The organism is Exiguobacterium profundum (assembly GCF_042652865.1).
Taxonomy (GTDB): Bacteria; Bacillota; Bacilli; order Exiguobacteriales; family Exiguobacteriaceae; genus Exiguobacterium; species Exiguobacterium profundum.
In genome coordinates, this window is sequence record NZ_JBHSHG010000001.1 from 159,428 (window position 1) to 170,646 (window position 11,219).

Below are 11,219 nucleotides of genomic sequence, written 5' to 3' on the forward strand. Positions count from 1 at the left end.
GAAAGCGGGACCAATTTCACTTGGTTCCGCTTTCAATGTTTACAAAACATCACACCCTATTGTCACACAATGTTCATTCCTGTACACTTCGATATTGTGTGCTAAAAATTATGTTAGGGGTTAGTCAATGGAACTTGTACAGCAATTATCTCAAATGCAACTCATCAACCAATTCTGGTTGCTTATGGTCTTCGTCATTCCAATGGTCATTTTATCTCGTATGGTCGTGGCTGGGACGCGCTTCTCACCGATCCTCGTCATCGTCATCTTCGGTCTCGGTCTCGGATTCGGTATGGTCGAGCTCGGTATCGCGACGCCGGGTCTTCCTGAATTCCCGCTCGTCGACTTCTTGTCACGGACGACGATCATTGCGTTAGTCGTTTCATTCTTCGTCGGCGGACAAGAACTTCGTAAAATCTTGAGTAAACAAGAGCTCGACATGGAGGACATCGTCATTCCTGCCAAAGAGGAAATGTTCCTCGGGACAGGACGTACGCAGTTCATCTTCATCCTTCGTTCGTTCTTCTTGCTCGTCGGTTTGGAAGGGTTCTTCCGTATGGCAATCGAGCCAGGTACGGCAGAAGGGATTGCGCTTTACTACCCAATCCTCGCACTCCTCGGTCTTGCCGTGTCGTTCTTACTCATCGACCATAAAGCACAAATTCAGGACAAGAAAGTATACATGCAAAAAGGTCTTATCGAGACAGTTCTCTTGCTTGTCATCTTGTTCGTTTCGTTCTTGATTGCGACAGCGATTCAGCCAATTATCGCACTTCCGCAAATCTTCTTCGCGATGTTGATTTCGTCAGCACTCGGTGCCATCTTCCATAACTGGACGTATGGACCGACTGTCCGCGCGCTTCTCTTCGCAGGGATTCCGGTCGTCTTGGCTGCCAACTTCATGGTCGGGGGTTCAAGAATCGGTGACGCGTTCGCAATCGAAGGCATGAATTCGATTCTCGTGTACGGTTTCTTCGGTCAGTTGTTCTGGATGTTCGGTGGAATCGCACTCATCATGTGGTTCGCTCGCACGGGTCACATCCGTAACCTCGCACCAGGTATGGCAGGTTCACTTTCACACAGTGGTCTTACAGGAGCGTGTACGGCTGGTGACTTCGGTCAAGTAGCAGCGAAACGTGCGCCAATCATGATCAACATCCCGTTCTTCGGACATATCTTCGTATTCTCCATCCTCGCGGTCAGTGCCGACAACGGTGCTCTCTGGATTTGGCCGACAGCCATCATCGTCTTGGTCGGTCTCGTACTCACTGCGCTCGCGTTGAAAAACTTACGCGCGGCGAACGGGGAAGACTTCAAAGAAGTCAAAGCCCTTATGCAGTTCTCGTTCGGGTGGCAGATGATGGCCGTCTTCGGTGGTCTCGTCATCTTGACGTTCAGCACGATCGCATTTGACTACACGACGATGGCACAATCGTCAGCGATCTCGCACTTCGGCTTGTTCGCAGCGGTTCAAGGTGGAATGTTCGGGACGGAAGCCTCGCTTCTCATCCCGCTCATCTTCTCGATGCCGTTCCTCGTGCACCCAATCGTCTTCTATATGTTCGGGAAAGCGCTCGACAACAATGGCGAAATGCCACGTGTGCCGGTATATGCGATGGCGCTCGTTGGTGTCGTCGGTGTATCTGCAGCGATTTTCGCCTTATAATAGGACTCCGCTCTGACTTCGGTCAGGGCGGTTTTTTTGATGAAATCGATATGATGAACAATTAACTGTGAAGAGGGGGAACGTGTATACATAGTCGCTCATTACTTTAGTTGAATGAATTGTAATTAGAGTGTGGATTTTAAATAATCTTATAGATGAGCTTGACTAAGCAGTCATAATCTACTTCAAAGAACTATATTTTATTCAATTTATAGGTGAAATTGTGACTTGCGCAAACAAATTAAAGTTGTAAAGAAATCTCGTTTACTATGAAAAAATATTTTATTTGTACAAGACGAAAGAACATTTCGATTTTCTATACAAATTAGTACTGAATCCACTGTAAAAAGTAAAACAGAGAACCATTCATTGTTTGAGGTGATGATTTTCTGTTGAATAGCATTTAAAAAAATAATAAGTCACGATACTCTGATTAAATGCAAGTTAGATAATAATCATTTTAATATTTTTAAACGCACTATAAAGTGTTTTTAATTTTCGATGTATTGAATCAATCCATTTCCATACTGATTAATTGGACCTAAATTTATAGAGTTTTGCTCTAATTTTGCTATTAAGTTTTTTCTTTCTTCATTGTTGAGTAATAAGGAAACAACAGCAGTGGCATATGCGGTTGAAAAAGATGTTCCTGATTGAGATTCGATTTTACCGTCTAGGTTTAGAACAGGCACTTCCACTCCTGGTGCTACAAAATCGACTTTTCCTTTAGCGGCATATGCATAGATTGATTTATTTTTATCAATAGCAGAAATAGATAGTACTTCTTTATAGCGGGCGGGGTAATCTGTCGATAAACCGAGTGTATTACCAGCAGCTGCTAAGATTATGATTCCGGCATCGTGGGCCCTCTTAATAGCATTCTCTAAAGTTTTATCATGATGGGAAAAACCGTAGCTCATGTTAATGATATCTACGTTTTGTTTTATAGCCCAATCAATTCCTCTAACTGTATTATCAAGTTCTCCGTTTGCTTGGTCATCTAAGGTTTGAACATCATACAAATGTATATTCTCGTTGATTCCAATCTTTGAATTTTCAAAAGAGGTAGCGGCGATGATACTTGCAATCATAGTTCCGTGAGGATGTATAGCTGAAGTATTCGAAGAACTATCTAGCGTATTATACTGTTTGATAACGTACTTATGTAATTGAGTAATATCACTATTGATTCCTGTATCCATTATCGCAATCTTAATTGGTTGTTTAGAGGATGATAATTTGTTTTTTGTTAACGAAAGAGCACAATGCGTCCAATTTTGTTCACACTCCATTCCTTGCTTGATATTCGTTGAACGATCACTCCCTGTTACGATTGTTGAAATCAAAACTACTACTGCTAGAGTGCATATTTTTAGTTTGATCATATTGATTTTCCTTTCTGAGTAAAACTTAATACTGAATAAAAAAACGCTATTTTAAAGTTTATATTGAGTCTTTCTTTTCTTAAATTACTTCTTTATATTTTTTTGATAATTGTTTGTTTCATTCTTAATTTAAAGAATCTGAATATACCAAGGCTACTACACAATTTGATAACGTGTTTTACCAACTATCAGTTCGTACGATGAGATTCATGAAAAAGTAAGAGAAGATAGTTATTTTAAACACTAGATATAATAAGTAGAGTGGATATTTTTAATTAAAGCCATTAAGGATAAAAACGTAAGTAATAAACGATGTTCGTCTGTTCTTTTCATAAAAAAAAGTACTGCTGCCAACGTGATAAATCCGAAAGGCGCAAGAAAGTAACTTGCGACAATGGTCAAAACCAATGCACAGTGTCTCATCTCAGATCGAACACTATTTTTTCGGACGTTTATTTTCTCTTCAGTAAGAACTGAATTTTCAAGAATATTGTCTAAAGAAACGTTATAGATTTCACAAAGTAATTTCAAATTTTCAATATCTGGTATAGATTTACCATTTTCCCATTTGGATACTGCTTGCCTGGTGATGTTAAGTTTGTCAGCAATTTGCTGTTGTGAATATTTATTTTCTAATCGTAACTGTTTTAATCTCTTTTTCAATTTACAGTTCATAACTCTTTACACCCCTTAAAAGACTGATACGACAACAATGCCACTATTAGTTTACATTAAAAAAACCAATGAGGAACCGATAGTTTCTTTTTTGAAAAGCTAGTATAGTTCAGAATGATTATATGATTTGTAAGATAAATACATTGAATAAAGATGGGGGAGGGAGTAATTTTATTGGAAATAGTCACTGCTATTTTCTTTTCTTATTTTGTCAAACAAATCAGTACGATTATTTATTAGGGTTATTCGATTTTAGAAAACAGGGGGATATATTATGAGAAGTTTAATAACAAAATTAATTGTAATTACATTAATATTTAGTTCAGTAATCAGTGGTTCCAACGTTTCGGCATCAGATTCAAAAAAATCAGAGATAAATATAATCGAAGAAAAAGTTCAAGAAATCCAGAGTAATCCGTCTTCTACAGAAGATATTGATGTTCAAGAAGAGTTAGGGTTGAATGATGAAAATTTGGACATGAAATTATTAACGTCAGGTTCTCAAGATGTCCTAGTAAATTCGAATATTGAAATCGATAATCAAAGTATTGAATCGAATATTATTTTTAATGAAGAGGATTTAGAGATTAAGGCTACTATCTCTTCAAATGATACTGAAAATAGTATTAAAGAAGTTTATACTGTAGAAATCAATAGGATCGAAGGGGAGAACTTCGAGGGGGAAATCAGGAGCTTAAATAGTGGTGAAACATTTTCTGTAAATACGATTGAAGCTTCTGCATCTGTACTTCCGGCTCTAATCCCGCTTATTCTTAGAGCTGGTCTGCAATACGTGATTAAGCATTACGGTAAAAAAGTCGCTATGCAGGCTATGATTGATTTAGGAGTTTCACAAATTACAAAAGCGTATGGTGGAGTAGTTAAAGATGCTAAAAATGGTAAAGGTAAGGTAATTACGATACCAAATAAGAAGCAAGAAATTGTTATTCGATTAATGGAAGCTGGATCCGGTGGGCGTAAAGAAGCATATTGGAGAATGTCTGTCGGTAACAAGGCGTTAAACCGAGCCGGTAACTTTTCGAATAACGCTTCTGAAACTCACATTACATTGCAAGAGTCATCTCCATCAACCATTATTTCGCTTATAAAAAAATTTAAAAAGTGAATGAGGTAAGGGAAAATGAATGAGAACGAAATCAAAATGAATGAGTCTTTAGAATTCTTGGTCAACGGTTGGGAAATTGCAAAGTTAGATATCGATTACTTCAATGAGACGATTACACTCTTGGTAGAAAGTGTAAAACAGCAATCTATATTAAAAACACGAGTTTCTTTCAAAGAGGTTCTTTCATACTATGTTTATCAAGAAGAAGTCGTTTATAATGAAGATCCTTATGAAACGTATAGACTTAACAACCGTGAGAAAGATGATAGTTCTTTCGTCAGCGAGATTGGTTATCACCCAAATGGATTTGCACACATAAAAATTAAGAGCTTAGATTCTGAATTAACAGCGATTGAAGAAATAACATCAAAGACTAACTTATATTTTCAAGTGAACAACAAAGATCATTTCTTTATCGAATGCAATGTCATTGAAATCAATGACGAGACTTTTGAAGACTTGATTCAAACGAGCGATAGTTTAAGAATTACTTAATACTTTTCCAGTCATACAAGGAACGGATGTCTACTAATGATGGCTATCTACCTTTTCTTGAAGAAATACCTGTCGAAACTGTTGTTATCAAGAATCTTTCCATTGTACTGGAACGATGACACTCAATAAAAAAGCGTCCGACCATTTCTCAGGTCGGACGCTTTTTCTGTCATAAGATCACCATCGAGATCAACGTCAAGATGGCAAGCCCACCTTGTGTCAGAATAATCTTCTTGTCACTCGTGATACTGCCATATAGGGCAACGAGAATGATATAGGTCAGCATCATGGTGACAATCTCGACCGGGTTGGGGGAAAGATAGAGTCCGTACAAGAGCCCGACTCCGATCAATCCGTTATAGACGCCTTGATTTTTGAACAAAACCGACACCGAGTCTCTCGTTAGCTCGTCTTTCGACATACGGAAGACGCGTGACGTCGACGAGGATGCCGTCGCAATCGTCTCTAAATAGAAGATATAGAAGAATTCGATGGCGACAAGCGTTCCGAGCACAAGGGTGAGCGTCGACATATTAGTTGACCGCTGCTACTTGTACGACTGGTTTTGCAGACACGTAGTTCGCCACGTTTTGTGCGAAGTTGATGAGGACCGGGTTTTGGTTGTGCTGCTCGAGAGCGGCTTGGTCTTCCCAGTTCTCGATCATGACGAAACGGTTCTCGACAGACGTTGACTCGTATAGGTCATATCCGACGCAGCCCGCTTCTTGTTTTGATGAGTCGATCAAGACTTGGATGTCACGCAAGAAGTTCTCGCGTTGTGATGCTTGGATATCGAATGTGGCGTTGACTAAGATCATGGTTGATTCCTCCGATTGTGTGGTGAATTATTTGAACGATGTGACCGTTTGAGCGTCAAGACGTACAGATTGGTAACCTTCTTCTGCCGCTTTCCCAACAGACAAGATCATGACTGGTACATAACGGTCTTTGTCGAGACCGAACGCTTCTGCGAGTTGGTCTTTCTCGAAACCACCGATTGGGTTCGTGTCATAGCCGTGTGCACGTGCTGTGAGCATGAATTGCATCGCAGCGAGACTCGCATCGATCTTCACGATGTCGTTCATCTCTTGTTTCGAGAGGTTTTTGTAGTAAGGGATGATTGCGCCGAGCTGTTGATCACGCACTTCTTGTGGCATTTTGCCTTCTGCGACCGCTTGATCGTAGATTTGTTCGCCGTACTCGTAGCACTCCATGTCTCCGAAGATGAGGAGCATCGCTGCAGACGAATCGTTTTGACGTGTGTTGAAACGGATGAGTGGTTTGAGCGTCTCTTTCGCTTCTGGGCTCTCGATGACGACGAAGCGCCATGGTTGCATGTTGACCGATGATGGGGCAGTCGTTGCTTCTTGAATCATCTCGAGCATTTCTTCTTGTGAGATTTTCACGTTCTCGTCATAGACACGGATTGATTTACGACCGAACATGACGTCTGTAAATGTATTGTTTTCGAATGTAGTTGCCATTGGTGAATTCCTTCTTTCTCTGTTTAGGCGTGACTGTTCAATTTTTGAAGCAGCCCGGATAAGTGTTGAATCTCTTCAGCGGACAAGGCTTGTAAGACGAGATGGTTGGCCCGTTCGTCTCGCTCGCAGTGCCCGAGGTCTTGCTCTGCTTTCTCTGTCACACGGACGAACATCTCGCGATGGTTCTCCGCGTTCCGCTCTCTGACGACATATCCTTTCTCTTCAAGGATTTTCAAATGTCGGGTGATGGCGGCATTGTCGATTTTCATTTCTTCTTTAATCACGCGTTGCGAACAAACGCCTCGTTCTTTGACGACTTGCAGCATCTCGTAGCGGGTCAGGCTGAATCCTGTCTCCCGTTCGAACGACGATGCGACGTTTTGTTCCGCCAACTTGATTTGGTAAAGTAATCGGCTGATTTCACGTAGGTCCATTGCGTCCCACCTTTCTCAATTGACTTATCAATCGTTGACTTGTCAAACGATACAACGTTTTGGATTGCCTGTAAAGTCAAACGCTCAAAAAAGACGACACCGGATTATTGTGTCGTCTCCTCTTCGATAGGGGTGCCATCAAATCGATATTCTGTCGTGAATGTCGTCTCGTCGAATCCATACATTCGGTCGTAGGCATTCAAGTCCTCAATCGTCCGCACGTCGAGGAAGGACGGGTCGATGTCAGACGCTTTGCGCGTGAACATCATGTACCGTTCTGTGTAATCGTCATTTCCTCCAGGCTTTCCGTCGAACGAGAAGTGAATCCAATAGACATCGGATTCCACTACGCGCATGACGTCGAGAATCCGTTGTTTCTGTTCGTCCGTATTGTTCCAGTCTTCATGAAACATGATCGAGACGTCGAGATACGTCTTCGGATTCGTTTCATAGATGGACGTCGGGGTCGGGCTGACTTTTGCTTGCGCATCATCGGACACTCTGGTCGGTACTTCCGCACGGACGGTCTCTTCTTCTTTTATGATTCCTTGCGACACGAGTCGCTCGTGAATCGTCCGCTCTGCCTCGCGTTCCCAATACGTCTCGAGCACGTTATCGTGGATGGAGCCGTCACCATACGTTTCAAGATAGTAAGTTCCAACGAATGGTTCTTTCGTCAATGTCATTTCCCCGATATAACCGCCCATATGCCAGTCGCGAGACAGTTCGATATCGGCTTGTTCGTTGTACGTTTCCTTCACATACGCGGTATAAGTCTCCCGTGCCTCTGACTTTTCAAGCGTCGAATATACGAAGAGGCCGCCAGCAAGAAACCCACCGGCCATACCTGCCAGTAATCGTTTTTTAATCATTTCGTCACCTCTCGTTCAATCTACCTGATATTGAAGGAGAATACCTCGGTCCAAAGTCTTATTCAAATCATTTCCATTTCGCTGTAAACTAAAAGTGCCCTCAAAGAACTATTGTAATTGCGTGTACTAATACATATAATACACTTAAAGAGTAACATTGATTATGAGAGGGTGTGACCCATGTTATACAAAATCGATATGAAAAGTTCAGAACCGCTATACGAGCAAATCGTCAATCAAACGAAAGAACTTGTTATCCGTGGAATTTTACGACCAGGAGATAAGGTGATGTCCGTGCGTGAACTCGCCACCGATCTCGTCATCAATCCGAATACGGTCAGTAAGGCGTATCAGGAGTTGGAACGGCTCGGGCTGCTCGAGATGCGACGTGGACGTGGGACGTTCGTCTCCGAGGACTGGGTGGACGATGATGCGGCACGTGAGCCGGTCATCGCCTCGATCAAAAAGATTGCGATCGATTGCCACTATGCGAACGTGCCGTTAGACGAAGCCATTGACGTATTGCGAACGGAATATGAGAAAGTAGGGAAATCCAATGCTGAAAGTTGAACAGTTAAGTAAAAAAATTGACCGTCAAACGATACTCGATGGCATCGACTTTACGGTCGAATCTGGAGAAATCATTGCGCTCGTCGGACGTAACGGTGCCGGTAAGACAACGCTTCTCCGCACGATGGTCGGCATCATTCGCCCAGATATGGGCGACGTGCTCTATGGTTCGAAAAGTATTTTTAAAGATGCGGGATTGAAGCGTGACGTCATCTTCGTACCGGATTCAGCCGATGCGCTCAAAAATTATACGGTGAACGAGGCGACGGACCTGTATGAATCGATTTATCCATCCTTCAACCGTACCGTCTTCCGTGAGACATTGACACGATACAACATCGACAACAAAAAGATCCGCCAGCTTTCTAAAGGACAAAAGGCACTCGTGACGTTATCACTCGCCTTCGCCGTCCAAGCGAAGTACTACCTGCTCGACGAACCGACGGACGGACTTGATGTCGTCGCCAAATCCGATGTGTTAAAACTGATGATTGCCCAAGTCGAGAATCGGAACTGCTCGATCATCGTCTCAAGTCACCAACTCCATGAACTCGAACGCATCGCTGACCGCATCATCATGATTGAGAATGGACGTGTCAAAGCGATCTTGTCACTCGAAGAGGCACGTGCCCTCAGCATCAAGTGGCAAGTCGTCTTCAACGACCATGTCCCGGTCGAACTGCTCGAACGAAAAGATATCGAAATCATCAGCGTGACGGGACGTGTCGTGCTGTTCATGGCGAAAGAACGGACGGAAGAGCTCGAAACGTTCATCGATTCATATAATCCGATGCTCATCGAAGAGATTCCGATGTCTCTTGAAGACGTCTTCCGTGTCCAGTTAGGAGGAGAAGCCCATGTTGTCTAAAGTATTGTTAAAGAAAGATTGGAAACAAGTGTCGTTGCTTTGGATGCTGCTCGTCTTCTTAGGCGTCGTCGCCTTCACTGTGCCGGCTTGGACACAATTCGAACAGTTTGATGAGCAGATTAAAGATGCACGAGCGAATTCTGTAGATTACGGGATCCCGTTTGAAGAACGAGATCGCCTGACGGTTGAGTCCTTCTTCGACCCTGATTCGAGTTTAGCTTTCTATCTTGGTGACATAGGTGATGTCATTCCGGTAGGACCAGTTGTATTCTTATTCGTCGTGTTTAGTGCGCTCATGGCCACGTCGCTCATTGGTGCCGAACGAAACAGTCAAATGTCGGACTTTTCGATGTCGCTCCCCTTCACCCGCACCCAGCTGTACATATCAAAATGGGTGTTGGGGGCAAGTGGGATTATCATGTCCACGCTATTAGGAAGTATCGCGATGTTTGCATTGGTCGCCACTTCCCGTTATTCCTTCTTATTAGAAGGGACCGTATTTAAATCGATCGTGATCGTCCTGTATATCGCCTTGATTGGGATCTCGTTATTCTCGTTGGCTTTATGGATGGGATCGTTCGGTGGGGAATCGATTTCTCAATCAGTGTGGTCGTTTGTCGCCTTGATTTTCCCGTTAGGAATTCTCGCATTGATTCAAGGATCAGCTTACTCGCTGACTGGTCGAGGTGATGCGTTGGGTTGGTTAATCGATTCAGCTTATGAAAGTGTATTTATTCAAGCCATCTCACCACTCGGTAACTTGATGAATTTATCTTTATATGAATACATTCGATCCGATCAGTATTGGCAAGAGTTCGTCACGATTAGCATTCCATCGTCTATCGTCTTTATCGTCTTGTCATTATGGTTAGGAGCTTGGATGTACAATCGTGCACCGCAAGAAAACAACGGTCGTTTCTTCATGTTCAACAACTGGTTATGGCTCGTCCACATTATCATCGTTGGATGTATCGCGATGTTCACAGGAATTGTGTTCACGACATTCACGTATCAAGCGAACAGTATGTTGTACATCGTAGGCTTTGTGATCGGAGCGTTCTTAGCACACTTACTCGCTAAACGTTTGCTTTACCGCTTCAACTTAAGACTCAAATCGTAAGGAGGGACACCTATGAAACGCTTCTGTCTGTTGCTCGTACTCGTCATTTCACTGGCAGGATGTATGAACCCGGAACCGGACGCCTTTGAATACAAAGGGGCGAAAGTCGGGGACAATGCAGCCGTCGTCGGCATTGCCGGAAGTTTGCCGCTACATGAATGCTATCGATCGGTCGAACTGCAGACGAAGAAGCGTCCTTATGGGTTGACCGTCCGTTACGAAGACCCGGGTATGGAACGAGCGGAACAAGAACATCTGGCGATTCGGAATGCGGCTGCCTATTTCACCCTCATCCCGAACGCCGAAATCGTCCGTTTTGCTTTCCCGAACCGGACCTATGCCTTCTCTCGACCTGAAATGGAGGCATGGTTCGGGACTGACTTCTCAAATATTCGTCATGAAAAAGAATTGCAACAACTCATGAATCAGAAGCTTGAAAAACTGGATTCGAAAGATTCCTATTTTAGGCGGGTATGACAGCGATTGGATGACAAATCCAATCGCTTTTTTTGATATTTTCTGAA

Annotated in this window: 14 protein-coding genes; 7 read left to right on the forward strand and 7 right to left on the reverse strand. The window is 43.0% G+C overall.

The window, feature by feature from the left end; translation table 11 throughout:
• The first annotated feature begins 127 nt into the window (after positions 1 to 127).
• Positions 128 to 1,666, forward strand: a complete 1,539-nt coding sequence (locus ACFO4U_RS00835; RefSeq protein ID WP_215244127.1) for a hypothetical protein — start codon at positions 128 to 130, stop codon at positions 1,664 to 1,666.
• 491 nt (positions 1,667 to 2,157) lie between these two features.
• Here ACFO4U_RS00835 and ACFO4U_RS00840 read toward each other — a convergent pair whose 3' ends face one another.
• Together ACFO4U_RS00840 and ACFO4U_RS00845 are read right to left on the reverse strand one after the other, a co-directional pair.
• The gene (locus ACFO4U_RS00840; RefSeq protein WP_215244126.1) at positions 2,158 to 3,051 is read right to left on the reverse strand and encodes a S8 family peptidase; all 894 of its coding nucleotides are present in this window, start codon (positions 3,049 to 3,051) and stop codon (positions 2,158 to 2,160) included.
• A gap of 243 nt (positions 3,052 to 3,294) precedes the next feature.
• The gene (locus ACFO4U_RS00845; protein WP_074037572.1) at positions 3,295 to 3,726 is read right to left on the reverse strand and encodes a helix-turn-helix transcriptional regulator; all 432 of its coding nucleotides are present in this window, start codon (positions 3,724 to 3,726) and stop codon (positions 3,295 to 3,297) included.
• A gap of 274 nt (positions 3,727 to 4,000) precedes the next feature.
• Between ACFO4U_RS00845 and ACFO4U_RS00850 the strand changes: the two genes are divergently transcribed.
• Complete coding sequence (locus ACFO4U_RS00850; RefSeq protein WP_074037570.1) at positions 4,001 to 4,852, forward strand: SAR2788 family putative toxin; 852 nt, start codon at positions 4,001 to 4,003, stop codon at positions 4,850 to 4,852.
• A gap of 15 nt (positions 4,853 to 4,867) precedes the next feature.
• On the forward strand, positions 4,868 to 5,347 hold the full coding sequence (locus ACFO4U_RS00855) for a YxiG family protein (protein ID WP_074037569.1): 480 nt from the start codon (positions 4,868 to 4,870) through the stop codon (positions 5,345 to 5,347).
• 169 nt (positions 5,348 to 5,516) lie between these two features.
• Here the strand turns inward: ACFO4U_RS00855 and ACFO4U_RS00860 are convergent, their stop codons facing one another.
• The 5 genes from ACFO4U_RS00860 to ACFO4U_RS00880 all read right to left on the reverse strand — a co-directional run bounded on the left by ACFO4U_RS00860 (position 5,517) and on the right by ACFO4U_RS00880 (position 8,137).
• Positions 5,517 to 5,879, reverse strand: a complete 363-nt coding sequence (locus tag ACFO4U_RS00860; RefSeq protein WP_214691164.1) for a DUF1304 domain-containing protein — start codon at positions 5,877 to 5,879, stop codon at positions 5,517 to 5,519.
• Position 5,880: 1 nt separating this feature from the next.
• Positions 5,881 to 6,165: a putative quinol monooxygenase gene (locus tag ACFO4U_RS00865; RefSeq protein ID WP_026826548.1), complete on the reverse strand. Its 285-nt coding sequence runs from the start codon at positions 6,163 to 6,165 to the stop codon at positions 5,881 to 5,883.
• 27 nt (positions 6,166 to 6,192) lie between these two features.
• Positions 6,193 to 6,831: a nitroreductase family protein gene (locus ACFO4U_RS00870; RefSeq protein ID WP_159561950.1), complete on the reverse strand. Its 639-nt coding sequence runs from the start codon at positions 6,829 to 6,831 to the stop codon at positions 6,193 to 6,195.
• Between the two features lie 23 nt (positions 6,832 to 6,854).
• A complete protein-coding gene (locus ACFO4U_RS00875) occupies positions 6,855 to 7,265 on the reverse strand; it encodes a MarR family winged helix-turn-helix transcriptional regulator (RefSeq protein WP_159561951.1) in 411 nt (136 codons plus the stop codon).
• A gap of 104 nt (positions 7,266 to 7,369) precedes the next feature.
• Positions 7,370 to 8,137, reverse strand: a complete 768-nt coding sequence (locus ACFO4U_RS00880) for a hypothetical protein (protein WP_215244125.1) — start codon at positions 8,135 to 8,137, stop codon at positions 7,370 to 7,372.
• Between the two features lie 180 nt (positions 8,138 to 8,317).
• On the opposite strand from ACFO4U_RS00880, the gene ACFO4U_RS00885 reads away from it, so the two are divergent.
• Genes ACFO4U_RS00885 through ACFO4U_RS00900 form a run of 4 tightly spaced genes read left to right on the forward strand, consistent with a single transcriptional unit; the run spans position 8,318 to position 11,172 of the window.
• Complete coding sequence (locus ACFO4U_RS00885) at positions 8,318 to 8,707, forward strand: GntR family transcriptional regulator (protein WP_074037561.1); 390 nt, start codon at positions 8,318 to 8,320, stop codon at positions 8,705 to 8,707.
• Entirely contained in the window at positions 8,694 to 9,575 is an 882-nt protein-coding gene (locus ACFO4U_RS00890) for an ABC transporter ATP-binding protein (protein WP_074037559.1), read from the forward strand. The genes ACFO4U_RS00885 and ACFO4U_RS00890 overlap by 14 nt, the downstream gene beginning before the upstream one ends.
• Positions 9,565 to 10,695, forward strand: coding sequence for an ABC transporter permease subunit (locus ACFO4U_RS00895; protein WP_074037557.1), 1,131 nt, complete (start codon positions 9,565 to 9,567; stop codon positions 10,693 to 10,695). Before ACFO4U_RS00890 ends, ACFO4U_RS00895 begins: the two co-directional genes overlap by 11 nt.
• Positions 10,696 to 10,707: 12 nt before the next feature.
• Positions 10,708 to 11,172: a DUF4825 domain-containing protein gene (locus tag ACFO4U_RS00900; RefSeq protein ID WP_015881085.1), complete on the forward strand. Its 465-nt coding sequence runs from the start codon at positions 10,708 to 10,710 to the stop codon at positions 11,170 to 11,172.
• Positions 11,173 to 11,219: the final 47 nt, after the last annotated feature.

Bases quoted from the DNA above. Each gene is read 5' to 3' on its own strand.
- ACFO4U_RS00835 (WP_215244127.1), top strand. From the start codon at position 128: ATGGAACTTGTACAGCAATTATCTCAAATGCAACTCATCAACCAATTC.
- ACFO4U_RS00840 (WP_215244126.1), bottom strand. From the start codon at position 3,051: ATGATCAAACTAAAAATATGCACTCTAGCAGTAGTAGTTTTGATTTCA.
- ACFO4U_RS00845 (WP_074037572.1), bottom strand. From the start codon at position 3,726: ATGAACTGTAAATTGAAAAAGAGATTAAAACAGTTACGATTAGAAAAT.
- ACFO4U_RS00850 (WP_074037570.1), top strand. From the start codon at position 4,001: ATGAGAAGTTTAATAACAAAATTAATTGTAATTACATTAATATTTAGT.
- ACFO4U_RS00855 (WP_074037569.1), top strand. From the start codon at position 4,868: ATGAATGAGAACGAAATCAAAATGAATGAGTCTTTAGAATTCTTGGTC.
- ACFO4U_RS00860 (WP_214691164.1), bottom strand. From the start codon at position 5,879: ATGTCGACGCTCACCCTTGTGCTCGGAACGCTTGTCGCCATCGAATTC.
- ACFO4U_RS00865 (WP_026826548.1), bottom strand. From the start codon at position 6,165: ATGATCTTAGTCAACGCCACATTCGATATCCAAGCATCACAACGCGAG.
- ACFO4U_RS00870 (WP_159561950.1), bottom strand. From the start codon at position 6,831: ATGGCAACTACATTCGAAAACAATACATTTACAGACGTCATGTTCGGT.
- ACFO4U_RS00875 (WP_159561951.1), bottom strand. From the start codon at position 7,265: ATGGACCTACGTGAAATCAGCCGATTACTTTACCAAATCAAGTTGGCG.
- ACFO4U_RS00880 (WP_215244125.1), bottom strand. From the start codon at position 8,137: ATGATTAAAAAACGATTACTGGCAGGTATGGCCGGTGGGTTTCTTGCT.
- ACFO4U_RS00885 (WP_074037561.1), top strand. From the start codon at position 8,318: ATGTTATACAAAATCGATATGAAAAGTTCAGAACCGCTATACGAGCAA.
- ACFO4U_RS00890 (WP_074037559.1), top strand. From the start codon at position 8,694: ATGCTGAAAGTTGAACAGTTAAGTAAAAAAATTGACCGTCAAACGATA.
- ACFO4U_RS00895 (WP_074037557.1), top strand. From the start codon at position 9,565: ATGTTGTCTAAAGTATTGTTAAAGAAAGATTGGAAACAAGTGTCGTTG.
- ACFO4U_RS00900 (WP_015881085.1), top strand. From the start codon at position 10,708: ATGAAACGCTTCTGTCTGTTGCTCGTACTCGTCATTTCACTGGCAGGA.